The organism is Sphingobacterium daejeonense, assembly GCF_901472535.1.
In the GTDB taxonomy this organism is placed as follows: Bacteria; Bacteroidota; Bacteroidia; order Sphingobacteriales; family Sphingobacteriaceae; genus Sphingobacterium; species Sphingobacterium daejeonense.
This window is the reverse complement of record NZ_LR590470.1, coordinates 2563931-2588414: the sequence shown is the minus strand read 5'-3', so window position 1 is coordinate 2588414 and position 24484 is coordinate 2563931. Positions and strand designations below refer to the sequence as shown.

The 24484-nt window shown below is 33.9% G+C and carries 28 protein-coding genes and 2 pseudogenes; 15 read left to right on the top strand and 15 right to left on the bottom strand.

The window, feature by feature from the left end; translation table 11 throughout:
* The first annotated feature begins 107 nt into the window (after nt 1-107).
* The gene (locus FGL31_RS12565) at nt 108-1604 is read left to right on the top strand and encodes a dicarboxylate/amino acid:cation symporter (protein WP_138091919.1); all 1497 of its coding nucleotides are present in this window, start codon (nt 108-110) and stop codon (nt 1602-1604) included.
* A 62-nt stretch (nt 1605-1666) separates the two neighbouring features.
* On the opposite strand, the gene FGL31_RS12560 is transcribed toward FGL31_RS12565, so the two are convergent.
* The 7 genes from FGL31_RS12560 to FGL31_RS28000 form a co-directional block, all read right to left on the bottom strand.
* Nucleotides 1667-2476 carry a phosphate ABC transporter ATP-binding protein gene (locus FGL31_RS12560; protein WP_138091916.1) on the bottom strand — a complete coding sequence of 270 codons (810 nt, stop codon included), beginning with the start codon at nt 2474-2476 and terminating at the stop codon, nt 1667-1669.
* The gene (locus FGL31_RS12555; RefSeq protein WP_138091913.1) at nt 2431-3285 is read right to left on the bottom strand and encodes a PstA family ABC transporter permease; all 855 of its coding nucleotides are present in this window, start codon (nt 3283-3285) and stop codon (nt 2431-2433) included. Before FGL31_RS12555 ends, FGL31_RS12560 begins: the two co-directional genes overlap by 46 nt.
* The gene (locus FGL31_RS25655) at nt 3282-3791 is read right to left on the bottom strand and encodes a PstC family ABC transporter permease (RefSeq protein WP_232046708.1); all 510 of its coding nucleotides are present in this window, start codon (nt 3789-3791) and stop codon (nt 3282-3284) included. The genes FGL31_RS12555 and FGL31_RS25655 overlap by 4 nt, the downstream gene beginning before the upstream one ends.
* Nucleotides 3745-4173: an ABC transporter permease gene (locus tag FGL31_RS25650; RefSeq protein WP_232047199.1), complete on the bottom strand. Its 429-nt coding sequence runs from the start codon at nt 4171-4173 to the stop codon at nt 3745-3747. The genes FGL31_RS25655 and FGL31_RS25650 overlap by 47 nt, the downstream gene beginning before the upstream one ends.
* Nucleotides 4163-4390 (bottom strand): hypothetical protein, encoded by a 228-nt coding sequence (locus tag FGL31_RS25645; RefSeq protein WP_232046707.1) that lies wholly within the window; start codon nt 4388-4390, stop codon nt 4163-4165. Before FGL31_RS25645 ends, FGL31_RS25650 begins: the two co-directional genes overlap by 11 nt.
* Before the next feature lie 49 nt (nt 4391-4439).
* Nucleotides 4440-4808 (bottom strand): substrate-binding domain-containing protein, encoded by a 369-nt coding sequence (locus tag FGL31_RS28005; protein WP_262709117.1) that lies wholly within the window; start codon nt 4806-4808, stop codon nt 4440-4442.
* Between the two features lie 68 nt (nt 4809-4876).
* Entirely contained in the window at nt 4877-5161 is a 285-nt protein-coding gene (locus FGL31_RS28000) for a substrate-binding domain-containing protein (protein WP_262709116.1), read from the bottom strand.
* 146 nt (nt 5162-5307) lie between these two features.
* Between FGL31_RS28000 and FGL31_RS12540 the strand changes: the two are divergent.
* The 7 genes and pseudogenes from FGL31_RS12540 (at nt 5308) to FGL31_RS25635 (ending at nt 11624) form a co-directional block, all read left to right on the top strand.
* Nucleotides 5308-7413: pseudogene (locus tag FGL31_RS12540) on the top strand (ferredoxin-like domain-containing protein).
* 12 nt (nt 7414-7425) lie between these two features.
* Nucleotides 7426-8157: a uroporphyrinogen-III C-methyltransferase gene (gene cobA, locus FGL31_RS12535; protein WP_317131006.1), complete on the top strand. Its 732-nt coding sequence runs from the start codon at nt 7426-7428 to the stop codon at nt 8155-8157.
* Nucleotides 8158-8193: 36 nt separating this feature from the next.
* A complete protein-coding gene (locus FGL31_RS12530; protein WP_232046706.1) occupies nt 8194-8712 on the top strand; it encodes a precorrin-2 dehydrogenase/sirohydrochlorin ferrochelatase family protein in 519 nt (172 codons plus the stop codon).
* 57 nt (nt 8713-8769) lie between these two features.
* Nucleotides 8770-9468 (top strand): phosphoadenylyl-sulfate reductase, encoded by a 699-nt coding sequence (locus tag FGL31_RS12525; RefSeq protein ID WP_138091910.1) that lies wholly within the window; start codon nt 8770-8772, stop codon nt 9466-9468.
* A gap of 11 nt (nt 9469-9479) precedes the next feature.
* A complete protein-coding gene (cysD, locus tag FGL31_RS12520; protein WP_138091907.1) occupies nt 9480-10370 on the top strand; it encodes a sulfate adenylyltransferase subunit CysD in 891 nt (296 codons plus the stop codon).
* Between the two features lie 20 nt (nt 10371-10390).
* The gene (locus FGL31_RS25640; protein ID WP_232046705.1) at nt 10391-11032 is read left to right on the top strand and encodes a GTP-binding protein; all 642 of its coding nucleotides are present in this window, start codon (nt 10391-10393) and stop codon (nt 11030-11032) included.
* Nucleotides 11019-11624, top strand: coding sequence for an elongation factor 1-alpha C-terminal domain-related protein (locus tag FGL31_RS25635; RefSeq protein ID WP_232046704.1), 606 nt, complete (start codon nt 11019-11021; stop codon nt 11622-11624). Before FGL31_RS25640 ends, FGL31_RS25635 begins: the two co-directional genes overlap by 14 nt.
* A gap of 259 nt (nt 11625-11883) precedes the next feature.
* On the opposite strand, the gene FGL31_RS12510 is transcribed toward FGL31_RS25635, so the two are convergent.
* Nucleotides 11884-12501 carry a GIY-YIG nuclease family protein gene (locus FGL31_RS12510; RefSeq protein ID WP_138091904.1) on the bottom strand — a complete coding sequence of 206 codons (618 nt, stop codon included), beginning with the start codon at nt 12499-12501 and terminating at the stop codon, nt 11884-11886.
* A 202-nt stretch (nt 12502-12703) separates the two neighbouring features.
* On the opposite strand from FGL31_RS12510, the gene FGL31_RS12505 reads away from it, so the two are divergent.
* Entirely contained in the window at nt 12704-14503 is a 1800-nt protein-coding gene (locus tag FGL31_RS12505) for a restriction endonuclease (protein WP_138091901.1), read from the top strand.
* A 705-nt stretch (nt 14504-15208) separates the two neighbouring features.
* Here the strand turns inward: FGL31_RS12505 and FGL31_RS12500 are convergent.
* The 4 genes and pseudogenes from FGL31_RS12500 to FGL31_RS12485 all read right to left on the bottom strand — a co-directional run bounded on the left by FGL31_RS12500 (nt 15209) and on the right by FGL31_RS12485 (nt 17499).
* Nucleotides 15209-15568, bottom strand: coding sequence for a hypothetical protein (locus FGL31_RS12500; RefSeq protein WP_138091897.1), 360 nt, complete (start codon nt 15566-15568; stop codon nt 15209-15211).
* 374 nt (nt 15569-15942) lie between these two features.
* A pseudogene (locus FGL31_RS12495) lies at nt 15943-16537 on the bottom strand (class I SAM-dependent methyltransferase).
* A 192-nt stretch (nt 16538-16729) separates the two neighbouring features.
* On the bottom strand, nt 16730-17206 hold the full coding sequence (locus tag FGL31_RS12490; protein ID WP_138091894.1) for a hypothetical protein: 477 nt from the start codon (nt 17204-17206) through the stop codon (nt 16730-16732).
* A complete protein-coding gene (locus FGL31_RS12485) occupies nt 17155-17499 on the bottom strand; it encodes a hypothetical protein (RefSeq protein WP_138091892.1) in 345 nt (114 codons plus the stop codon). The genes FGL31_RS12490 and FGL31_RS12485 overlap by 52 nt, the downstream gene beginning before the upstream one ends.
* Nucleotides 17500-17972: 473 nt before the next feature.
* Here FGL31_RS12485 and FGL31_RS12480 point away from each other — a divergent pair, with 473 nt between their 5' ends.
* The 4 genes from FGL31_RS12480 to FGL31_RS28970 all read left to right on the top strand — a co-directional run bounded on the left by FGL31_RS12480 (nt 17973) and on the right by FGL31_RS28970 (nt 20239).
* Entirely contained in the window at nt 17973-18686 is a 714-nt protein-coding gene (locus tag FGL31_RS12480; protein ID WP_138091889.1) for a DUF2711 family protein, read from the top strand.
* 75 nt (nt 18687-18761) lie between these two features.
* On the top strand, nt 18762-19382 hold the full coding sequence (locus FGL31_RS28980; protein ID WP_317131005.1) for a SulP family inorganic anion transporter: 621 nt from the start codon (nt 18762-18764) through the stop codon (nt 19380-19382).
* A gap of 6 nt (nt 19383-19388) precedes the next feature.
* Nucleotides 19389-19598 carry a SulP family inorganic anion transporter gene (locus FGL31_RS28975; protein ID WP_317131004.1) on the top strand — a complete coding sequence of 70 codons (210 nt, stop codon included), beginning with the start codon at nt 19389-19391 and terminating at the stop codon, nt 19596-19598.
* A 242-nt stretch (nt 19599-19840) separates the two neighbouring features.
* Nucleotides 19841-20239 carry an STAS domain-containing protein gene (locus tag FGL31_RS28970; RefSeq protein ID WP_317131003.1) on the top strand — a complete coding sequence of 133 codons (399 nt, stop codon included), beginning with the start codon at nt 19841-19843 and terminating at the stop codon, nt 20237-20239.
* Nucleotides 20240-20781: 542 nt separating this feature from the next.
* On the opposite strand, the gene FGL31_RS25630 is transcribed toward FGL31_RS28970, so the two are convergent.
* A complete protein-coding gene (locus FGL31_RS25630) occupies nt 20782-21414 on the bottom strand; it encodes a M60 family metallopeptidase (RefSeq protein ID WP_232046703.1) in 633 nt (210 codons plus the stop codon).
* Entirely contained in the window at nt 21359-21982 is a 624-nt protein-coding gene (locus FGL31_RS25625) for a M60 family peptidase N-terminal accessory domain-containing protein (protein WP_232046702.1), read from the bottom strand. The genes FGL31_RS25630 and FGL31_RS25625 overlap by 56 nt, the downstream gene beginning before the upstream one ends.
* Nucleotides 21983-22612: 630 nt before the next feature.
* On the opposite strand from FGL31_RS25625, the gene FGL31_RS28965 reads away from it, so the two are divergent.
* On the top strand, nt 22613-22999 hold the full coding sequence (locus FGL31_RS28965; protein ID WP_394366145.1) for a DUF4256 domain-containing protein: 387 nt from the start codon (nt 22613-22615) through the stop codon (nt 22997-22999).
* A 123-nt stretch (nt 23000-23122) separates the two neighbouring features.
* Nucleotides 23123-23545, top strand: a complete 423-nt coding sequence (locus FGL31_RS12460) for a YfbM family protein (RefSeq protein WP_171017664.1) — start codon at nt 23123-23125, stop codon at nt 23543-23545.
* Nucleotides 23546-23549: 4 nt separating this feature from the next.
* On the opposite strand, the gene FGL31_RS12455 is transcribed toward FGL31_RS12460, so the two are convergent.
* Nucleotides 23550-24452: a sugar phosphate isomerase/epimerase family protein gene (locus FGL31_RS12455; protein WP_138091883.1), complete on the bottom strand. Its 903-nt coding sequence runs from the start codon at nt 24450-24452 to the stop codon at nt 23550-23552.
* Nucleotides 24453-24484: the final 32 nt, after the last annotated feature.

Below are 24484 nucleotides of genomic sequence, written 5' to 3'. Positions count from 1 at the left end.
CAAACAAAAGATACATTAGAGTAATTTATTTGGTTTGCAGCTCTATTTTTTTATTTTTGTTCGTCATAAAAAGTGAAAAAAGAAATAAATAACCCTAAATAATCTGCATGTCAAAGAAAAACACGGGATATATTTTGCTAATTACAATAGCAATAGCCTCAATATTAACTCTACTTTATGAATTTGACTTAGTTGCAATTCCTCCAGCTGTAATGATGATTGTTCGCTGGATAACAGCTGCAGTCTTAATTCTAAATGCAATCGTTCGTAAAGGCTTAACAACCTGGATCTTGACCTGTATGGTTTTAGGTATTTTTGTTGGTCTGGATTTTCCTGATGTAGCCAAAGCGCTCCAACCTTTAAGCCAAGGTTTCATCAAATTAGTCAAAACAATCGTTGGACCAATCCTATTCTCAACATTAGTTTTCGGTATTGCTGGACATTCAGACCTAAAACAGGTAGGTCGAATGGCCTGGAAATCAATGCTCTATTTCTTCTGTGCTACAACTTGTGCCATTTTCATAGGACTAGGTGCGATTAACCTAACTAAAGCAGGTGTGGGTATTGATATTGAACATATGCCGCATGAAGAATTACCCAAAACTTCAGCCGTTTCTGAAACTGATAAATTGGCCCTTGAACACATCGATGAAAGTGCTCATTGGTTATATAATTTCACAGCATTCTTTAGAGATACTTTCCCTGAAAACATTGTAAAATCAGTCTATGAAAACAAGGTACTTCAAATTGTCGTATTTGCTGTTATCTTCGGTATTGGACTAGCAATGGTGGACGAGAAAAAACGAAAACCCTTTGTGGATTTTACAGAATCCCTCTCTGAAGCGATGTTTAAGTTCACCAATCTGGTGATGTTATTTGCTCCAATTGGTGTCGGCGCAGCAATGGCATATACCGTCGGACACCTCGGCGTTGATATCCTGAAAAATCTTTTTATGTTATTGGCAACATTATATCTAGCATTGATATTCTTCTTGGCTTGTGTATTATTGCCGGTGGCATTGTATTTAAAAGTTCCTGTAAAACAATTTATAAATGCAATTAAAGAACCGGTATCTATTGCATTTGCAACAACAAGCTCTGATGCAGCATTGCCTAAAGCAATGAGCGCAATGGAAAAATTCGGTGTGCCGCGGAAAATCGTATCTTTTGTAATTCCTACTGGATACAGCTTTAATCTCGATGGAACATCATTATATCTTTCCTTAGCCTCAATATTTGTTGCGCAAGCAGCCGGAATTGATCTGTCATTCGGTCAACAATTGATGATTGCATTCACCCTAATGATTACTTCAAAAGGGGTAGCTGCTGTACCTAGAGCCTCATTGATTATTTTAATTGCAACCGCTGACCAGTTTGGACTCCCAGTTTTTGTTATCGCTGCTATTCTTGGTATTGATGAGCTGATGGATATGGCAAGAACATCAGTGAATGTGATTGGTAACTGTTTGGCAACTGTCGTGGTTGCAAAATGGGAAGGTGAATTTGATGAAGCAGCTCCGTTCAGGAAAGATTCTGATGAAGATGGTTTAGAAGAGATTGCTGAAGTGATCGAAGAAGGGCCTGAAGGCGAAACTAGAAGTTAGATAATCAAAATATAATAGGAAAGGAGCTGAAAAATAAAAACAGCTCCTTTTTCTATTAATGATTATGAAATAAAGCCTTTGACATATTGTCGAGTAATATCATGTTGTGGACTCAACAATATTTGTTCTGATTTTCCAAATTCTACAACTTCACCATTGTAAAGAAATAAGATATAATCCGATACCCGTCGAGCCTGACGCAAGATATGAGTTACCAATACGATCGTATAATCTTGTTTTAAATCAATTAGAAGATTCTCGATTACTTGTGTAGAAATTGGATCTAGTGCAGAGGTAGATTCATCCCCAAGAATAATTTCTGGTTCTACAGCTAAACCTCGAGCCAAACAAAGCCTTTGCTGCTGGCCTATTGAAAGTTTAGACGCCGAACTATCAAGTCTATCTTTAACTTCCTCCCACAAACCAACATTTTTGAGCTGCTGCTCCACAATATTTTTTAATGATTTCTTATCTCTGTTCCCGTGTATCCTCGGTCCATATGCAATATTGTCAAAAATTGACATAGGCAGTGGAAAAGGTTTTTGGGAGAGCAATCCCATTTTTTTGCGTATATGGGTTACCTCTGCATTCGGACCATAAATATCCTCACCATTCACTAAAACTGACCCTGTGACTTGAACCTCAGTAGAATCATCCAATAGTCGGTTTAAGGTCTTCAGCAAAGTCGTCTTGCCACAACCAGATGGTCCAATAATGGATGTAATACAATTATTGGGAATCTCTAGATTGATGTTTTTTAGAATATGCTGATCTTCTACATAAACATTTAAATCCTTGATCTGTATATGTGGGTTAACCTGATGGATTATACCCGATGCTTTTTCTGTTTCGATGCTAGGTATTGCGTACATATAACGATAACTAAAATGATGATTGTTAAAATAAGTGCTGAAGCATAGGCGCGGCCTTGTACCTCAGGTATTGGACTGCTTAATTGAAAAAATATAGCTAAAGGCAAAGTCGCAGTAGGCTCGTCTAGATATAATGGAATGTTATCACTAAAACCTGTCGTCAATAATACACCTGCAACATCTCCGATAGCTCTTCCAAAAGCCAACAGAATTGCAGTAAACAACCCCGGTTTGATGTAGGTTAGCATTACTTTGGCAGATTCCCAGCGAGTAGCGCCAAGTGAAGTTGTAATATGGTTCAAATCCCCTGGAATCGTCTGAATCAGTTCATCAATGGTTCGAACGACAATTGGAATAGTTAATAAAGTAATAGTAATAACTCCGCCAATCAAAGATGCCCTGACACCAAGCCATACCATAATACTGAAGGCTATGGCGCCATAAACAATAGACGGAATACCAAACAATACATCAAATATTAACTTCGAAAAGTTAGAGATTTTAGACCCTTTCTTTGCATAAACATTCAAATAAATACAAATAGGAATTCCTATCAACGTTGCTAATAATGTAGATAGCCCAGCCAAGTATAGAGAACCAAGAATAGCATTCAATATGCCGCCTTCCTTTCCAATATAAAAACCACCCTGCGGTGTTTTGGTAATCATATCCAAACTCAAATAGGGAAGACCCTTATAAAGAATCGTACCTATAATAAAAAATAAAGAACCTGTAATAATTATTCCAGATGCTTGCATTAAGACCTTGGCAATTTTCTCCTTTCTCAGCCTTCTTTTGATATTACTCATATGTTTTTGGTCTCCATTTTCTTTAAAATGCCTCGTGAAATTAAATTAAAGCCCAGAATGATCACAAATAGCAACAATGCCGCAAACATCAATGCAGAATCATATAATGGGATAGACATCATTTCTCCAAAATTATTGGCAATTAATGCTGGGAGAGGATAACCTGCATCAAATAACGACTGGGGTATCTTTGGGATATTCCCACAAACCATTAAAACAGCTATAGTTTCTCCAAAAGCTCTTGAAACTGCCAATACAATCGCTGCCATAATGCCTGGACGAGCTTTCTTTAATATTACTTTTTGAATTGTCTCTAATTTAGTAGCTCCTAATGACAGAGAAACAGATCGCAGTTCCTTAGGAATGGTCTGTAATACTTCCACCATGATACTCACCATTATCGGAAAAATCATCACAGCAAGTACAATTCCGCCAGAAAAAACCGAATATCCTGTCGTGCTAATCCCAAAAATGGGAGCAACATAATTTCCAATTAAAGGAACCACAAATAATACCCCCCAAACCCCATATAAAAACAGGCGGAATGGCAGCAAGGATATTAACCAGTGGGAGTACAAAGTTTCTCAATCTATTTCCAGCGTATTCCACTAAATAAACAGATGCTGCCAAGCATAAGGGAACCGCTATAATTAAAGATATCAATGTGACCCATACCGTACCCATAATAAAAGGTAAGAAACCAAAATTGCCTTTCATTGGTGACCAAATACTGCTCCCAAGGATGGTCCAAATGGATTCTGTAGTGATTAATGGCTCAGATTTTATACTCAAACCTATGACAATGGCCAAAATCACAACAAGACTAATTCCCAATAAAAGCCCCGATAGATTTCTAATTATTTTGTCTTTTATTAATCTATAATTCACTCGCCGATAGTTTATTGATTTCTTTATTTATTAATTCCTTTTCTAATGGAACAAATCCATTCTCCAATAGATAACCCTGCTGTTTTGGCGACATGACAAAACGAACGAATTCCGCCATTAATTTTGATTGTTGATTTTTGTTTAAGACAAACATCAACTCTCTGGATGGTGGTGAAGGATATTTACCTAAGGCAACAGCATTCGTAAGACTGTCCAATTCTGTGTAAAAACTCTCATTTTCATCAATTTTATGATCCGAATTGACATCAAGAGGTAAAGCAACAATGTTTATCTGTAGTCTTCTTTGTTTTCAAATCAAATACATAATTGATATTGTTGAATCCTATGGCTAAAGGGTTATCTTTTATTGCCTGGGCGAGCCCTGGGTCCCCAAAAATGCCAACCCCCTTCAGTTCTTCCTGTGTACCTCCTAAATATTTTGCCCATGTTTCAGCAGCTCCAGCAGCATCAGAACGAACGTAAACCTCTATATTTTTATTTACAAAACCCGGTTCTATATCGCTCCATTTTTTGATGCTCCCCGTTATAAATATACCTTTCAACTCTTTTTGGCTCAAGCCTCGCTTTAATAATTCATCAATGTTTGGATGCGCACTGTTTAAGGTGCCAATCACAGCATCATTGGCAACTATGATTGGAAAAGCTCCCCGTTCAAGCTCAATAGGATGAAGATCCCTAGAAACTATCCTATATCAACCATATTCGATAATACATCTGATATTCCTTTTCCTGCTCCTCCAGCAGAAATATTGAAGCGGACATTCGGATGAATTTTTTTGAAATCTTCGCTCCATAATACTGCAATTGGGTAAAGTGCAAAAGCACCTGAAATCGAAATAGTGCCTATAAATCCTTTCTCTTTATCATACCCCTGATCAATTTTTGGAGAACAAGAAAATGTTACAAAAATCAATAATATACTGAATGACAATGTTTTAATATAAATATATAGACCCTTTTTGAACATTATTTTTGATTAATTACACAAATATATAGTAATTTGGTAGACTTTGTATAGTTATTTTATAATTATTTTATACATTTGTCAAAGAAACATTAACGATAACCTAAACAAAGGGGTGTTTATTTGCCTTTTTAATAATAGAAGAGAGAATGCAGAGCTTTAGGACAGAATTAGAAAATCCTGTGGTGGAACAGGAAATAATCGAACTAGAAAAGAAAATAAGAGCTTTTCAACAAGGGGAATTGCCCGAAGAAAAAATTCAGATCCTTGCGTTTAGCGAGAGGAGTTTATGGTCAGAGACAAGCTGGTGTACAAATGGTGAGAATTAAATTGCCTTTTGGAAGAATTACGTTTAAACAAATTCTAAAAATCGCCGATATCTCCGATGAATATGCTAGCAAAAATCTGCATTTAACAACCAGACAGGACATACAGATTCATTATGTTAGTTTGGACAAAACTCCAGAATTATGGGCCAAACTTGCTGAGGATGATATAACATTAAGAGAAGCATGCGGAAATACTGTTCGAAATGTTACAGCTTCTCCAGCATCAGGAATTGACCCAGATGAACCATTCGATGTTTCACCATATGCACAAAAAACATTTGAATATTTCTTAAGAAACCCGTATGTGCCGAAATGGGCAGGAAATTTAAAATGTCATTTTCCTCCAGTGACAAGGATACCGCATTCTCTTATATCCATGATTTTGGTTTCATCCCTAAGATAAAGGTTGCCAATGGAGAAGAAATCAGAGGCTTTAAAGTGATGCTTGGTGGTGGCCTAGGAGCTCAACCAATATTGGCCCACGAAGTTTATGATTTCTTGCATGAGGATGATTTTATTCCTTATATAGAAGCAACCTTGCGTGTATTTGACAGAAACGGAGAAAGAAATAACAGAAATAAAGCTAGGTTTAAATATTTAGTTCAAAAATTAGGCTTAGACACGGTCTTAAACCTAATTGAAGAAGAAAAAATAGCCATTAAAAACAAAAAAGTAATTGTTGATAGAGAATCAATACAGCAACCTGTTGCACCAAAAGATCTAATTCAAGAGGAAGTTCCAGAGGATTTGCTTGGATTTGAACTTTGGAAGGCTACAAATACGTTCGAACAAAAACAAAAAGGATATTTTGGAGTATATGCTAATATCCAAACTGGAGACATCTCAACTCAAAAGGCTCGTAAATTGGTTGATGGCCTAAGAAAGCATATTGCTGATGACATTCGTATAACCCAAGATCAAAATCTTCTGTTTAAGTATGCTAGAAAGGAATCATTACCTGCTATCTATAATTTATTATTAAGCTTAGGCTTTGCGAAACCAGGTTATAATAGTACAGCCGACATAACAACCTGCCCAGGAACTGACACTTGTAATCTAGGAATTTCCAATTCAACCGAAATGGCTCGCGTCCTAGAAAATTATATCCATAAATTTCACCAAGATTTTATCAAAGAAAAAGAACTGAAAATTAAAATTTCAGGATGTATGAATTCCTGTGGTCAACACGGTTTGGCTCATATCGGTTTTCATGGTAGTTCTGTGAAGGTAAATGGAAATGTAGTTCCTGCCGCTCAAGTGATGATCGGAGGAGGAACATTAGGCGATGGAAAAGGAAAAGTAGCAGAACGTGTAATCAAAGTTCCTACTAAAAGAGTACTTCAAGTAGTTGACTTTATACTTACTGATTTTAAGCAAAATAAATTAGTAGATCAGAATTTCCTAGCTTATTACGAACAACAAGGAAAGGATTATTTTTATAAACTTTTAAAACCTTTGGCAGACCTGACTAATCTGACTGCAGATGAACACATCGATTGGGGACATGAAGAAACTTTTGAAACTGCAATCGGTGTGGGTGAATGTGCTGGTGTAGTGATTGATTTAGTGGCAACCTTGTTGTTGGAAGCTGAAGAAAAAATTGATCTTGCTGAAATAGCATTAGAGAAAAATCAATATGCAGACGCTATTTATCATGCTTATAGTGCATTTGTTTGGACAGCAAAAGCATTGTTGTTAGACAAAGGAATAAATGCTTCCACACAATCTGCTGTAATACAAGAGTTTGATGTACATTATGTAAATGAAGATTATTTTCAATTTTCATCTTCTTTTACAGACCGTGTGCTTCAAATAAATAAATTTGAGCCTTCTGAAGAATTTGCAAAAACCTACATTTTACAAGCAAGAGCTTTTTGTCTTGAAGCAAAAGCGCGCAGGGAAGAATGGCGATTAGTTAACCAATAAGAGAGGAGAGAAATGAAGGAAATTAAACCATTTGTAACTTTAGTAGGTGCGGGTCCAGGGGATCCTGAACTTATTACATTAAAAGGGATAAAAGCCATTCAAAAAGCTGACGTAATATTATATGATGCACTAGTAAATGAAGAATTGCTAGAATTAGCAGATGAGAATTGTACGAAAATATATGTAGGCAAAAGAGCCGAACAATTATCTACTTCACAGGAACAGATCAATCAATTATTAGTTGATTATGCATTGACACATGGACATGTCGTAAGGCTTAAAGGCGGTGATCCATTTGTATTTGGCCGAGGTGGTGAAGAAATTGATTACGTTAGACAATTCAATATCCCTACAGCCGTTGTGCCCGGACTTTCTTCATCAATAAGCCTAACCGGACTGCAACAAATTCCATTGACTTATAGAGGGATTTCTGAATCTTTTTGGGTAATAACTGGCGCAACTAAAGCCGGATTTTTATCAGAAGATTTATACAAAGCTGTTAACACTAACGCTACAGTAGTTGTTTTGATGGGATATGCTAAGTTAAAGGAAATCATTGATTTGTATACTGATAATGGGAAAGGAGAACTGCCAATTGCATTAATACAAAACGGTTCTCTTCCAAATGAGAAAAATTGTTCTGGGCAGAGTAGAAAATATTCTGGAAAAAGCTCAAGCTTCAGCAATTGGGGTGCCGGCAATCATTGTATTGGGCGAGGTAGTTGCAAAACACCTCGAGTTTGAACAGATTAAAGAAGAAATACAAGTATTAGAATTTTAATGAATACTCTTTTTCCAATATATATTAAACTTGATCAAGTCCAAACTTTGCTTGTCGGAGCAGGACCTGTTGGATTGGAAAAAATTCAAGCTATAATATCCAATTCTCCCGATGCAAAAGTTAAAGTCGTAGCCGAAAAAGTTTCAACGGAATTTTATGAGTTCATCGCTGATAAACCGTTAATTGAATTATCTAATCGTTCATTTAGTCCGGTTGATTTATTTGAAAAACAACTAGTTATACTAGCGACAAATAATCCGAAATTGAATAATCTGGTTAGAGATTTATGTACAAAACATCATATCCTTTTGAATGTTGCTGACAAGCCATCATTATGTGATTTTTATCTCGGATCTGTTGTTCGAAAAGGTAATTTGAAAATAGGGATTTCTACCAATGGTAAATCTCCCACAATCGCTAAAAGACTTAAAGAATTCTTAAATGAATTATTGCCCGAAGAGATAGACGAGACTTTGAACCTGATGTCGGATCTGAGAAATCAAATTCAAGGGATCTAAAACAAAAAATAGAGGTGTTAAATGCGCATACGGAACAATTAGTAATCAAAAATGAATATGATCGAGCAAATTAAATCAGAATTAAAAGGAGCGGATGCTCGATCAATAATACAATATATTGATGAGCATTTTGGACAAGACGCTGTTTTTTCAACTTCATTTGGAATTGAAGATCAGGTTATCACTCATATGTTAGCTGAACAAAAATCTAAAGTATCCATCTTTACTTTGGATACTGGCAGATTATTTCCAGAAACATATTACGTGTGGAACAGAACTTTAGACTTATATAAGTTAAAAATCAAAGCTTACTATCCAAATTCTCAATCTGTAGAAAGATTATTGGAAGAAAAAGGACCTTCCAGTTTTTATAATTCTGTTGAAGACAGAAAAGAATGCTGTCAAATTAGAAAAATAGAACCTTTGAAACGGGCAATTGCAGGCTTCAAAGTTTGGATTACGGGCATACGTGCTGAACAATCGCAGAATAGGGACCAAATGGAGAACGTGGAATGGGATGAGGTTAATCAAATTATTAAAATCCATCCACTCTATAATTGGACTTTGAAAGAGGTAGAAAGTTACCTAAAGACCAATTATGTACCTTATAATCCATTACATGATAAGGGTTTTATAAGCATTGGTTGCCAACCTTGTACAAGAGCAGTGCAAGATGGTGAGGATTTTCGCGCTGGTAGATGGTGGTGGGAAGACCAATCTAAAAAGGAGTGTGGGTTACATGTGACACATAAATAATATTTTAAAAAATGGATTACTTAGATCATTTAGAAGCGGAAGCTATATATATATTGAGAGAAGTGGCCGGACAATTCGAGAATCCAGCACTTCTGTTTTCAGGTGGAAAAGATTCAATTACATTGGTGCATTTAGCAAAAAAAGCTTTTAGACCAGGAAAATTTCCTTTTCCTCTTGTACATATTGATACTGGTCATAATTTTCCAGAAACAATTCAATTCCGAGATTGGCTCATCAATGAAATTGGTGAAAAACTAATTGTTGGATATGTTCAAGACAGTATCGACTCCGGAAAAGTTGTTGAGCAAAAAGGAAAGAATGCAAGCAGAAATGCATTGCAAACAGTAACTCTTTTAGAAACGATCGAAAAAAATGGTTTCGATGCCTGTATTGGTGGAGCTCGGAGAGATGAAGAAAAGGCTCGTGCAAAAGAAAGAATTTTCTCTGTAAGAGATGACTTTGGACAATGGGACCCAAAAAGACAAAGACCTGAGCTATGGAATATTTTTAATGGCAAAATCCAAAAAGGTGAAAATGTGCGTGTTTTCCCAATTTCTAACTGGACTGAGCTAGACGTTTGGAATTATATAAAAAGAGAGAAAATTGCCCTGCCTTCTATCTATTTCTCTCATAAAAGAAATGTAGTCTTTAGAAATGGTCAGTGGATGGCAGCTGATCCAGTGTTGCAAATCGACGATGCTGATATAGTAGAACATAAATCAGTGAGATTTAGGACTGTAGGGGATATGACCTGTACTGCTGCTGTCGATTCAATAGCTGTGGAGCTGGATGATATCATCGATGAAATAAAAGCTTCAACAGTCAGTGAAAGAGGTGCAAGACTTGATGATAAAGTTTCAGAAGCTGCTATGGAGGATCGTAAAAAGCAAGGGTATTTTTAAAGACTATTAAAATTAAGAAAATGAATATATTGAAATTCTTAACTGCAGGATCGGTAGATGATGGAAAAAGTACTTTAATTGGTAGACTCTTATACGATACCAATTCAATCTTAGATGATCAATTAGAAGCTATCCAAAAAGCAAATCGGAAAAATGATGATGGAACTATTGATCTGGCGATTCTAACGGACGGTCTAAAAGCGGAAAGAGAACAAGGAATTACAATCGATGTAGCCTATAAATATTTCCAAACGGACAAAAGAAAATTTATTATAGCAGATGCCCCAGGTCATATTCAGTATACTAGAAATATGGTGACAGGTGCATCAAATTCTGACTTGATTATTATCTTAATTGATGCTAGAAAAGGTGTTATAGAACAAACTAAAAGACACTCTTTTATAGCCAAATTATTGGGCCTCAAAAAAGTATTGGTATGTGTGAATAAAATGGATATGGTCGATTATGAATTGGCCGTATTTGAAAACATTAAAACCGATTATTTAGCGCTGGCAAACCGTTTAGGATTAGAAGATGTTGATTTTATTCCAGTTTCTGCCCTAAAAGGCGATAATATTGTCAATAAATCCCAAAGAATGCCTTGGTACCATGGAGCATCACTATTGAATTATTTGGAAGAAATTGAATTTGTTAGAGGCTAAAAATCAAGGTTGGAGATTTCCTGTTCAATGGGTAATTAGACCTCAAAGTGCTGATTTACACGATTATAGAGGATATGCCGGTCGAGTGTTAGGAGAGGGGTTAACAGTAGGAGAAGAGGTGTTGGTACTGCCTAATGGCTCTAGAACAAGGATTAAATCCATTGAATTTAATGGAGAACAATTGCAAGAAGCTCAAAACGGATCTTCAGTTATTGTACATTTACAGGATGAAATAGATATTTCAAGAGGTGATTATATCATAAGCGCTAACCATCCAGCAAGAACTGAAAAATCTTTTGAAGCCAACATATCATGGTTTGAAAATAAAGAATTGGACACAAGCCAAATATATCTATTACAAACGCACTCTAAAGTCAGCAAAATTAAAATCCCAGAAATATTATTCAAATATGATATTCATAATCAAGAACAATTATATAACCAGTCAATCGGACTAAATGATATTGGCCGTGTGGTTATTAAATCTGCAGATGAAATCATCTTTGATAAACAAAATGAATTCTCAGAAAACTCTAGAGCTATTATTATTGATCCTAGGACAAACTTAACTGTAGCAGCAGCTATTTTATAATAAACAAACAAGTAAACAAAAAAAGAAAAAGCTTCACTATAATATAATGAAGCTTTTTCTGTATAAAGAGGTGAGTATTTAAAAACATCTATTTAACATAATATAAATTATTTGACAAATAGATTGTTTCGAATTCTGGCTTAGATACTATTAAATATGAGTAAAACAAATAAAATAGTTACAAACGAAAATTAAGGTGAATCTTTTTGATAATGTATAAAAGGAGCTTTTTGTATTATTCAAAACCCACAAGTTAGGTTCATTTGTAGATTGCTCTTAAATTTTTAAAATCAAAATCATTGTAATTGGAATATAATTGCTTACTTTCTATAACCAAAATATTATTTGATTTTATATATTCATTTATTATACTTTCAGCTTTAAAGTAACTACATCTAAATAATTCTTTACTTTGGGTACCTTGATAAAGTGAATTCTTGACTTCATAAGGTTTAAGAATTTTATGAATATCAAATTCAATAGAATTAGTGTTATCTACTTTGAAATATAATAAAGCCTCCCAATCATTTACGCCTCCTACTCGTCTACTATTTAACTTTTGTAACCTATTGAAAATGTTTTCAGTTGTCATGCCTACTTTAATATATTGTTTAGTTTTAGTTCCAAACACATATAAAAATCCATTCTTATATTTCCTTTTTACAAATGCTATCCGAGTAACATTACATACAATACAATGTCCACTTTTACTTTTTATTGAATGTCCATTTTTACAGAATGTAGAATTATAAGCATATAATTTACCATTAGCCTTCATCCAAAGTTTTAGGCTATTGATCGTTTTTCCTTTAGCATCGAAAATATGTTTTTTATCGATTTTGTGCTTATTAATAAATTGCTTGGTGAAATTATCCATGTTTTAACAATTTTGTTAGGTATTATAATCTAATTTTACTATTAATTTTTTAATAAAATAAGAATGAAATTTTACTTCACTGAATTTAAAAAACCGCATAGGTTAAATAATAATTTGGAATTTTGTATAATATTAATCAGATTAGATTTTAATATAAAATAAATTATAATATCTCTTATATAATAAACCAAACAATTATAAAATGTCAGAAAATTTTAAAAAGCTACATGTTATTAACCGTAGTGAAGAATATTTAAAGAATTACCAAGTGCGATATGTAGCTGAAATCTCTCATTTAGGGTTGAATACTTATAGAGTTTTAAAAGATAAAGAAAGTTGGATTCTGGATAATAAAATTGATAATCAATTTAAAAAATGGGATGAACAATGGTCAAAAATCATCCTAAAAAATAATGTTCAAACCACAAAGATAGCTAACCAAAAGTTAGCAGAAGAAAAAACTAGAGAAGCACAAGAAGCATTACTACAAATAGAAAATATTTTATTTCAGACATTAACTGTTGATGATGCTATTGATTGGAATTCATTAAAAAATAAAAAGAAATTTACAGAATCAAATCCCCAAAATTTATTAGAAAAAGAATTAAAAAAACTTGTTGTACCAAAGAAAAAAGGATATAAGAAATTGCCAAAAGAGCCTAATAAAGCGGATTTTCAACCTAAATTTAACTTTTTTGATAAAATTTTGAAAAGCGTTAAGCAACAAAAAATTTTGAAAAGCGAAAAAAAATATCATGAGGCAATGGATAATTGGAATAAGGAAATACAACAAATAGAAAATATTAATACCACTATCGATAAAGATTATACAATTTTGTTGGAAAAACATCTTAAAAGTGAAGAATTACTTTTAAAAAAATTTAATTCCTTAGAAATTGAATGGTTGAAATCCAAAGATGAATTTAACAATAAACAAAAAGTACATAATTTAAAAATTGAGAAATTAAAAGAACAATATTTTCAAAAGGAAGAAAATGCTATTATTGAATATTGCGAATTGGTATTAAATAATTCACAATATCCTGATACATTTCCTAAAGATTTTGATCTTGAATATAAATCAGAGAGTGATTTATTAATAATTGATTTTGTTTTACCATCACCATCAGATTTCCCAAAACTTTCAGAAGTCAAGTATATAGCAACAAAAAAGGAAATTAAAGAGTACTATATCTCTGAATTACAATTAGCAAAAATGTATGATACTGCAATATATAATATTTGCCTTCGTACACTACATGAAATTTTTGAAGCTGATAAAGCAATTGCAATAGATATAATAGTATTTAATGGTTGGGTTGAAACTATAAATAGAGCCAATGGAAAAAAAATCAACTCTTGTATTGTTTCTTTACAAGCAAAAAAAGAAGAGTTTAATCAAATTGACTTATCTCATGTAGATCCTAAAGCGTGCTTTAAAAGTTTAAAAGGAGTTGGAAGTAGTAAATTACATTCTATAACGTCAATAAAGCCACTTATTCAAATAAATCGAAATGATAAAAGATTTGTTGATTCCTATGATATTGCGCATATGCTAGATGAAGGTTATAATCTTGCTATAATGAGCTGGGAAGATTTTGAACACCTTATAAGGGAACTATTTCAAAAAGAATTTAGTACTAATGGCGGGGAGGTAAAAGTAACACGAGCTAGTAGAGATGGTGGTGTAGATGCTGTAGCTTTTGATCCAGATCCTATAAGAGGGGGTAAAATAGTTATCCAAGCTAAAAGGTATACAAATACAGTAGGAGTTTCGGCAGTCAGAGATTTATACGGTACAGTTTTGAATGAAGGTGCTACCAAAGGAATTTTAGTATCTACAGCTGATTATGGTCCAGATGCCTATGAATTTGCTAAAAACAAGCCATTAACTTTATTAAATGGAAATAATTTACTCTATTTATTAGAAAAACATGGACAAAAGGCATTTATAGATTTAAAGGAAGCTAAAAAATATAATTTAGAACAAAAAAATAAATAAGTATCAAAGCACTAGCTCACATGATAACATACTTTATCAAATTATAGAAAAAATTCTTAAAAGCGAATAGATGGTAAATATCTGTTCGCTTTATTTAAAACAATGTGCTTCCCTCAGGTTAATTAGTTCCTAATAAAGGTTCCGATTCACTATAGCTTCAATTTATTCCTTATTACGTCTAAACCTAATTTCAGTATTGATACTGTTAATGATTTTCCAATATGTCAATGATATAATAAGAAAAATCAAAGGAAATAATAAATAGATTTTTGAATTCATCTACTAGATATACATATAGACTAATCATCGAAAAAAAACCGAATAAAAATAAATGCAAATTTAGAAGTCTCTTATTTTTCTTTTTTGCTTTATAGAGCTTGTCAATTGATAAATCATTGAGTTTATTTCCATTCATTATTTGCTGCAGCTAATTCCGATTTATTGACTAATAATAATTTAGGGGTAAATTTATTAATTTTTATGAATATAAATCCGCAAAAATCAAAAAGCTTTCATTTTATTGAAAGCTATAGGTATGAATGAAAATTAATACTTGCTGATTACTGTTTTTTCGTAGTAAGGCGGTAAACACCAACTTCGAATTCATCTGGAGTCATCGCTACAATTTGGCTGCGATTAATTACAGAATTTAGCTCACTCGCTAAAATTGTTTTACTTTCATTTATGCGAATAGAATCCTCAGGACTACCAATTTCTAGCCAACTCGTGTTGCTCAAAAATATAATAATGCTCATCAATTTCAAAAAATGAATTTTCATTATTCAGACGAATTTGAGCCAATCTATCTTTAAAATGTTTTTTCTTTTTTATGTCCTCAAGTTTATCAATGGTTTGATCATAAGATAAATCACCTGGAGAAACATCTGTAAACCCTTTATTATTACCTGATTTCAATCCAACCAAATAATTAACGCCATTTTTGTACATGGACGGCTCCCATTTCTCCATTGAATTGATATTGTTGAATCCAGACTTACTAAACGTCACTTTTAAACCATCTCTCGAAGATGAATTAAAATTGATATCACTCTCGAAAAAAACCATCCTTGTTTGTGGAGGTTAGCACTTTATTATTGTAAGATATTTTGACATCTTTGATTGGCAAATAACTTTCAGAATCAATAACAACGCCATAGATTCTTGTAGTCTTGTTTAAATGTTCCTGACCAAAAACAATACTTGTCAAAAAACAAAATGTAATTATTGACAATAAATTTTTCATAGGGCTTGAATTATAAATTCAACTCAAGATAATATGATTTATTTCATTTTTTGAAATTTTATTATTAACAACGATATAATTGTTGATATAATACCCTATTTCAATTTATTTGCCTCTACCCTTTCTTCCATATAGTAATAGTCTTTTGAATGCATAAATAGATGGAAATTTATGGAAGTGATTTTCAATCTTTTCTTTATAGGCTGTCACAAAATTTGTCTTCTCCTCCCCTTCCAATAATTCTAGATAAGGAATAAGTGCTGATCCCGAAATAAACTCCAATAATTGGTCGGCATTCTCCGCAATTATTGGATAAACTTTTTGCATAATGGTCTATTTCTTCAATACCATTTTCAAATAGTATTTGTGCATATTCATCCATAGACAAAACAGGTGATTCACGAACAAAATTATTAAATATCTTTGCATATCGTTCTTCCTGTACCAATTCAAGAAGCAGTTGATTTAACACATTGTCTGTTTGTACAGGCATTTGAATAGCCAGTTGACCACCTGGATTCAACAGATGAATCACCTTAGGAAATAATTCCTGATGATTGTCCAACCATTGCAATGCCGCATTACTGAAAACCAAATCCCATTTTGTGTCTGAATGAACAGCATCTTCTATGCTCTGAAGCTCGAATTTTAACCTGTTGTTTTTCATATTCCTTTGATTTTTCCAACATTTCAGCAGAAGAATCAATTCCTAAAATACTAGCACTCTTAAATCGATGGGTTATGGTAGCTGTTTGTTCACCGGTACCACATCCCAAATCTATCCCCTTCATATCTGGAACCTCCTCAATTAACGTAAGAAGATCATAAAAAGGCTTAAAACGTATATCCTTATAACGATTGTATATTTCTGGATTCCAAGGCATAATTATTTTTATATAATACAATATTTGTTTAAATCTAAAATAGTCTAATTTAAAAAATAAGGTGAAATAATTATTTACTTAAATAAATACTGTTTGTTATTAATACTGAATGTGAATCAAACCGTCTACATGGATCTTTTTTCCGGATAGTCTATCTTCAAAAACAGCTTTCAAAACACATGGATTAACTAACTCATAAGGCTTGAAACGAATGGTCACTGGAAATTTGCTCTCGAGGAATTCAGATTCCTTCATGCCGTTATCGGTAAGCTCCTTCAAGAGATTGGGGTTATGCAACACCTTTTTTCCAAGACTATCAGTAATATCCAACATGAGTGCCGGATAAACCAATCCATCCTTGGCCTGTAAGCCAGAAAGACCCTCAAACATCAAAACATATTCATCTTTCGCATCCACCTTCCCTTCCCGGACCATGGTTTTTTGGCTTTCGTTGTATAGATAGATATGTTCATACCCCAAACCCTCGGCATCAATTTGGAGCCCCTTTCCTTCGATAAGATCGATTAATATATGGTATTCAAGCTTGCCTTTTCCATTGGCATCCGTAATCTCCAAAGTAGATAATCATAGGGACTATCCTTAATCGAGAAAGCCGGTACTAATCTTGCAGTTAATTGCAAGGGATTCAGATCTGTTCCATCTTTCAGATTTTGCCCAAGTAGGTCTGGCTCATGAAATACCGTATCCCTCTTACTTGAAACAACTCGCATGGACATTTTTGGATAAACTTTTCCATCCTTTTCCTGCAGCCCAGTGACCTTGTTGAATATAAAACTGATATCATCGGCAAATTCAAACTCGTTATTAGGTGTTTCATCACCGTTCCGAAGTATTTTCACATCCTCCACTCCTATCCCATCTGAATAGTCTCAGAAGAATTTCTGAAATCCTTTTCTACACTCTTTTCAAAATGGCAGGATCCGAAGAGGAGGCTTGGTATTAATGCAAAAAATAGAATAGGTTTTTTCATAGTCTTCAAACATATACAACCCTAAAACGTGCTAATTGTGTGAATATTTTAGGTAAATATTTCTCAATGGTTTTTTTATTTTTAATGTTCCCTTTTGGATTTTGTTGACAATTGTTTCCTGAAAAAAAAAATGTATCTTTAGTAAAGACAATTACTTATTGATTATGAAACTTTTAAAGTTAACAGGAATATTAAAAAGCAAAGTTTTATTCCAGTATCGAAGCAGCTGAAGCAATTAAGAGCTCAAAATGCAAAGTTCTTGTAGAAAACTACATTTGGAATTTACAACTATGATTTGTGAATAAATCCCTCAAGCAATATTTCAGCTGTTTAGCAATTTTATAAAGATATATGAAAGAAAACAGGAAATTACCTTCAATGGACCGACATACAATAGGCCCACCAGCGGATATTCAAATCCTAAAATATTACGAAGGAATATTTGATACAGTATATGTTTCCTTAAATCCATTTGCACAAATTTTAGATTCTTCAAATTACACGCTCGAAAATTTTTGGGAAGAAGACTTAAATGAAACATGGAAACAGCATTTATTGAAAAATACAAATCCTGTTACGTGGAAGAATATTGTTGAAATTTCCAGTTTAAAAAATATCAATGAGATTGACATAGCGCTAAGAACCTCTATTTTGGGATTAAATCTTGATAAACAAAATTATGAGTTAGAAAGCTTACTAGAGAGTACGCTGGAAAAGTCCCAGATTATATCTCCTATTGAAGGTAGAATTCCACATGGCAACATCAATTTTATCCTGAAGGCCATTAAATCCTTGAATTACGAGTGGATATGCATAGGATCAGAGTTTGGAGATTATATGGAATTAGTTTGGATAGATGATCTGATTAATGATGTAAAGGAATTGACCTTACAAACAAATTTATATACCTATGATCGAAAAATATTAATAACCTGTCATTGGGACAGCTTTCAGACCTATATTTGTTCTTCTCGTGAAATAGTTGAAAAAATTGTACAGAATGCAAATCTTGAAGGATTCTATGCTAAATACCAACACAGAAGTTTATTGGAGTTTGAGAAATGAGCAGTTTGGGTAATTTGAAGATATTCATTCACAATTCTATTAAAAACGCCATATTTGCAATCCAAATTGTTTTCAATGAAGCTTCAGGCGATTAATTTATTAACAAAAGAAAAAATCAACCTTAAAAATGAAATCCTTGCAGGATTGACGGTTTCTATGACCATGATTCCTGAGTCACTTTCCTTTGCTATCTTAGCTGGATTGAGCCCTTTGACAGGATTATATGCAGCATTTTTAATGGGCATTGTAACTGCGATCCTTGGAGGAAGACCTGGAATGGTCTCGGGTGGCGCTGGCGCAACGGTGGTGGTGTTGATTGCACTGGCAGCATCCCATGGAGTGGAATATCTTTTTGCAGCAGTAGCGTTAGCAGGTGTCATTCAAATACTGGTAGGTGTCTATAAGCTCGGAAAATTCGTTAGGTTAATCCCCCAACCAGTAATGTATGGATTTCTAAACGGGTTGGCAATAATTATATTCCTCGCTCAAGTCAAACAGTTCAAAATCGTCCAAAATGGTATTGAAACTTGGATGACAGGAACTTCACTTTTTACAATGGTTGGGTTAACATTATTGACCATAATTACGGTACAATTCTTTCCAAAATTGTCAAAAAGCTATACCTTCATCTCTAATTGCGATAATAATAACCTTTGCAATAGTTTACTTTTTTTAATATTGACACTAAAAAAGTGATCGATATTGCTACAGTCAGCGGCTCATTTCCAAACCTTTCATTTGCCTCAAGTACCTTTCAATCTTGAAACCCTGAAAATAATTTTCCCCTATGCAGCAGTTATGTCTGCAGTAGGCTTAATTGAATCCTTATTGACTTTGAATATGGTTGATGAAATCACAAATACGAAAGGAAGTTCAAATCAAGAGGCTATTGCACAGGCTCTGCAAATATAGTGAATGGTTTTTTTGCAGGAATGGGTGGAATGTGCTATGGTTGCGCCAAACCTTGGTAAATATCAAATGCTGGTGCTCGAACCAAGATCTCAGCAATAAGTGGGTGCTTTGGGAATCCTATTTGTAATTCTGGTTGGAGGAAGCGTTATTGAACAAATACCAATGGCTGCCTTGGTCGGGGTCATGATGATGGTAGCGATCTCAACATTTCAATGGGGTTTTTTTAAGATTGTTGAATAAAAATGCCTAAGTCAGATGTACTCGTCGGGATTTTAGTCGCAACAATAACGGTTATCTTACATAATCTAGCGTTAGCTGTTTTTGTAGGAGTAATTATATCTGCTCTCGTTTTTGCTTGGGATAATGCAAAAAGAATCCGTGCAAGAAAATCGATAGCTGAGAATGGAGACAAAATCTACGAGATTTATGGCCCTTTATTCTTTGGCTCAACTAGTAATTTTTTAGATAAATTCGATATATCCGAAGATCCAGATCGCGTAATTATTGATTTTAAAGAATCAAGAGTGGTGGATATGTCTGCTATAGAAGTGCTGAAAAAGCTGACCCAAAAATACCAAGACCAAAACAAAAAAATTATTCTTAGACATTTGAGTCCTGATTGTGTTTCGGTTATTGGATAATGCTAAAGGATTTATTGAAATAGACATTGAGGACGATCCAACCTACAAAGTAATGCCTTAATCAATAAAACAAAAATAGAGGAAGATAAATACCCACCTCTATTTTATTCTTTTTAATTACTTTTAATATCCAACCTAGATCTTATCAACTAAAGTGCTGATATCAATTTTTAGGTTTAGATAAATTCATAGCTTTGATTGCTTTCTTGCAATCATCAACCATTTCTTGTGTCATAGTATATTTATAATTACCATAGTCATCATATTCCATTTCGCCAACATGGAAAAAACCATATTGATCGAAGAAATCTGTAAGATCGGTTTTAGATACCTCACATGCAGTTTTAACAAAGTTCAATTGATGTACTGCCGGATTCCGCTCTATTTACTACTCCTTCCCTTCCCCATTTCTCTCTTATTTTCTGCCTCGATGGTCTATTGTTAGAATTTTGATTTCTCAATCTTCAAATAAATCTGGATAAAAATCCGGATTCTCTCCTATACCTTCAAAGTAAAGCTGTAACTGCCAGAACGGCACAAGTCTATTGAAAAACATCAGGATCTTGAAGGTAGGATATTTTCTTGTCAATGATATTTGTTCTTGCTAATTTAAAATTATCTTGATCTAAAATCCTCGACTCATTACCAAAGGACCTCATCACATATAATGAATAAATATTATTGCTAACCTCACCTAAACCGCCCCAACTCAGCATCGGGCTGGTTTGATGCACATGACCAACCTCATGGCTAAATCCCCAACATGGATCCCCTTTGATAACAGAACTTGGATCTGCTACCATTTTCATGGCATAACCTTTTTTATCTCCCATGTAGGCAACCCCATCTCGATCCCTGAACATATAATAGTTGTAATTCACTCTTGCTAGAATCCTGTTTTTAGGAACTTTATTATACTTCACCAATCCCATTAATCGATGTTGCCTATAAACCAAAGAGTCATAATTGCTGATCAATTCTTTGCCTCTGCCATACGCATATTTCTTTAAAGACTCTACTGGATAGGCTATCTGGATATGTTTTCCTTTAGCATCCAATATTGGGAATACAGCTTTATCAATAAACGAATTCCAATCTTGATCAGAATGCTTATCAATATCAAAATAACCGTTTACTTGGCCGGAAAGGAAAATGAATCGTAACTGGCTTTTCATTTTCAGGACTATCGGAAAAATAGTTTACATAGGCCAAACTGCCAAATTCTTTCAAGTCTATTATATTTACCCCATTACGAAGTTTGAATTCCTTCTTTTCAATTCCCCAGCCTTTTGGGTCCTTTGTAGGGTCATCCGGATTCGGAGCTTTACGCATCCAATTGGGAATTACTAAATGAATGTCTTTGTCTTCTTCAATACCATCTGCAATAACTATATGTTGTCCTATCGGAAGATATACACCAGTAATATTCTCGTATTTGCTATATCCATCTCCAATACTCAATTCTTGACCCAAGGTCTTTGGCGATAAAAGCGCACGGTAAGTAGAATATTTATAATCATTTACTTTTTCGCCACGTAATAAATCAAAGGCTAAAGCTTTGATTTCTTCATTTTTGATCAGATTAATCTGTTTTTTACCAACCCCATTCTTCAAGCTACTTGCCAATCCATCACTAAAAACTGTTAGGTCTGAATAAACAGCATGAAGGTCATCAGCACTTTGTGAAAATACTGAACTCGTTAACAAAATAGCACCGGCAATAGTCAATAGGCCTTTTTTCATAAAATAATAATTGATTCATTCATTGATTTCTTTTCTAAATTACATCTATTTTTGAGAGAAGTAAACATATCATCATTAAATAATTGGGCAGTTTTATTTCTTGAAAGTATGCAACCGATTGAGTAATGAAAAAATTACTTTATGAATAAGGAAATATAAGCTGATTTTGAAAACAATCACTACCCTATCATTTTTTATATGCTTTTTATAGTCTTGTTCCACTCTCCTTCCACTCTCCTTCCACTCTCAGTCTTCTTTCGTTCGGACCTTGTTCGGACCTTGTTCGGGTGTATTCCGAAGAAGCTCCGAACGAGGTCCGAAGGAAGTCCGATCAAGAGACGAACGAGAGTAGAACGAGAAAGGAACAAGAGTATAACGAAAGTGTAAAAGGAAAATATTTGATTCATTGATATCTTTTCTAAATTACTGTTACTTTTGGGTGAAGAAGTTATATCATCCTATAAAGAAAAAAATACCATGAAAACCTTAGAACCTCAACGAATCGAAGAATTGATTACTATTTTAAAAAAGAGATTTGAAAAAAAATATGCACCGTCACCCAAGTATTATATGGGATAATGTGGAGAAACGATTAATGTCTTCAAAAGAAAATTATGGTCCATCAATGAAATGGAAGAAACAGAAGGTGAACCTGATGTTGTTTCTCTTTTTGACAATGAGGAAATTATTTATGTAGATTGCTCAGCGGAAAGTCCAAAAGGCCGACGTAGCCTATGTTATGATCAAGCTGCCCTGGAATCCAGAAAAGAACATAAACCAAAAGATTCAGCAATGAATATGGCTCATAAGATGGGAATAGAGTTGTTGTCTGAAGAAGAATATAGTGCATTACAAGCATTAGGTAAATTTGACAATAAAACATCAAGCTGGTTAAAAACATCCCCAGAAGTTAGGAAACTCGGTGGTGCAGTATTCGGAGACTTAAGATACAATAGGGTGTTTTTTACCATAATGGAGCTGAATCCTATTATGCTGCCCGTGGATTTAGAGGTTTGATCAAACTCTGATTCTAGGCAATTTTCTTTATCTTTAGGATAAATTTAATGATATGGGAATGTATTGTACTTTGCGTAGGATTCCAATGGGAAAATTAGAATCCTACTCGAAAACAGTAACTTGTTGAAGGAAGATTTTTATTCTAATGAAGTGTCCGAAATACCTCAGTTGGATATAGATAAATCATGGGATGGTATTATTTTTCTTCTGACTGGAAAATCCCATAACAATGTTGGACAAAATGTATTAGCATCAACAATATTAGGCACCGCTTCTTTTGATGAATCTCTGAATCTTGGTTATGGTGCTCCAAGGTATCTACTCCCAGAGGAAGTGAAATCCATCAACAATAAAATCAAAATTCTAAATGTTGAAGATTTGAAATTTAGATTTAATGCTGGCCTAATGATAGAACAAGATGTCTATCCAGATATTTGGGAAGATCAAAGATCATTCGAATATCTACAGGAATATTTTGTTAAAATCCAAAGTTTCTATCAACATGCCAGCTGGGCAAATGAAGCAATAGTAATTACAATCCTATAGAAAATTATGATTTTATAATTTTATCTAATTGTTCTGAAACCTTTTTAAGAAAAGTGCGGTCCCCAGAACCAACTTCAAGGGTCATATATTCACCTTGATAATTGATGGATTTTATTGTCTGCATTACCTTAGCCCAATTCACATCTCCCTCCGTCAATTCCACAGAAAAACCCTTACCCATCCCCTGCTCATTCATCACTTTTTTACTGAAGTCTTTAACATGAAGCTTGAACACTTTATTACCCAATACTTCAAGCCAATGCTCTGGCCATCCATACCTCAAAATATTACCTAAGTCAAAATACCACCCAACTAATGGATGGTTTATTTTGTCTAGAAAATCCTTCGCTTCAATAGGACTTAGTATCAAATTATTCCAAACGTTTTCAATCCCGATTTGAATGCCGGTCTTTTCAGCATAAGGAATCAACTTTCTAATGGAATCCAGTGCATTATCATAGGCTGTTTTATAGGATACGGAATCACTAACTACACCAGGTACTACTAAAACTGTGTCTCCACCAAGCTCTTTCGTTTCTTCCAATGATTTTGCTACAGATTCTATCGTATATTTCCTAATAGCAGGATCAGGATCAGATAAAGGTTTGCCCCAATGATCCTTGTTAACAGTACTTGGTATTTCTATACCTGTTTTGTCTCGAGCATCTAAAAGTTCTTTAATGGGAATATCTAACGGAGTATTGAATTCAATTCCGTCAAAACCAAGGTCTTTTACCAGTTTGAATTTATCAAGAACGGACAGATCTTCCTTGATCATGTAATAACCCAAACCTTTCTTTATTTTCAAAGGATTAGAAGTTAATGATAATGTATTTGCTATGGCATTAGATCCAACAATTGTTGCTCCAAGGATACCCATTGATTTAATGAAATCTTTACGATGCATAGGTTGAAATTAAAAAATCTGTGGTTGAGAAT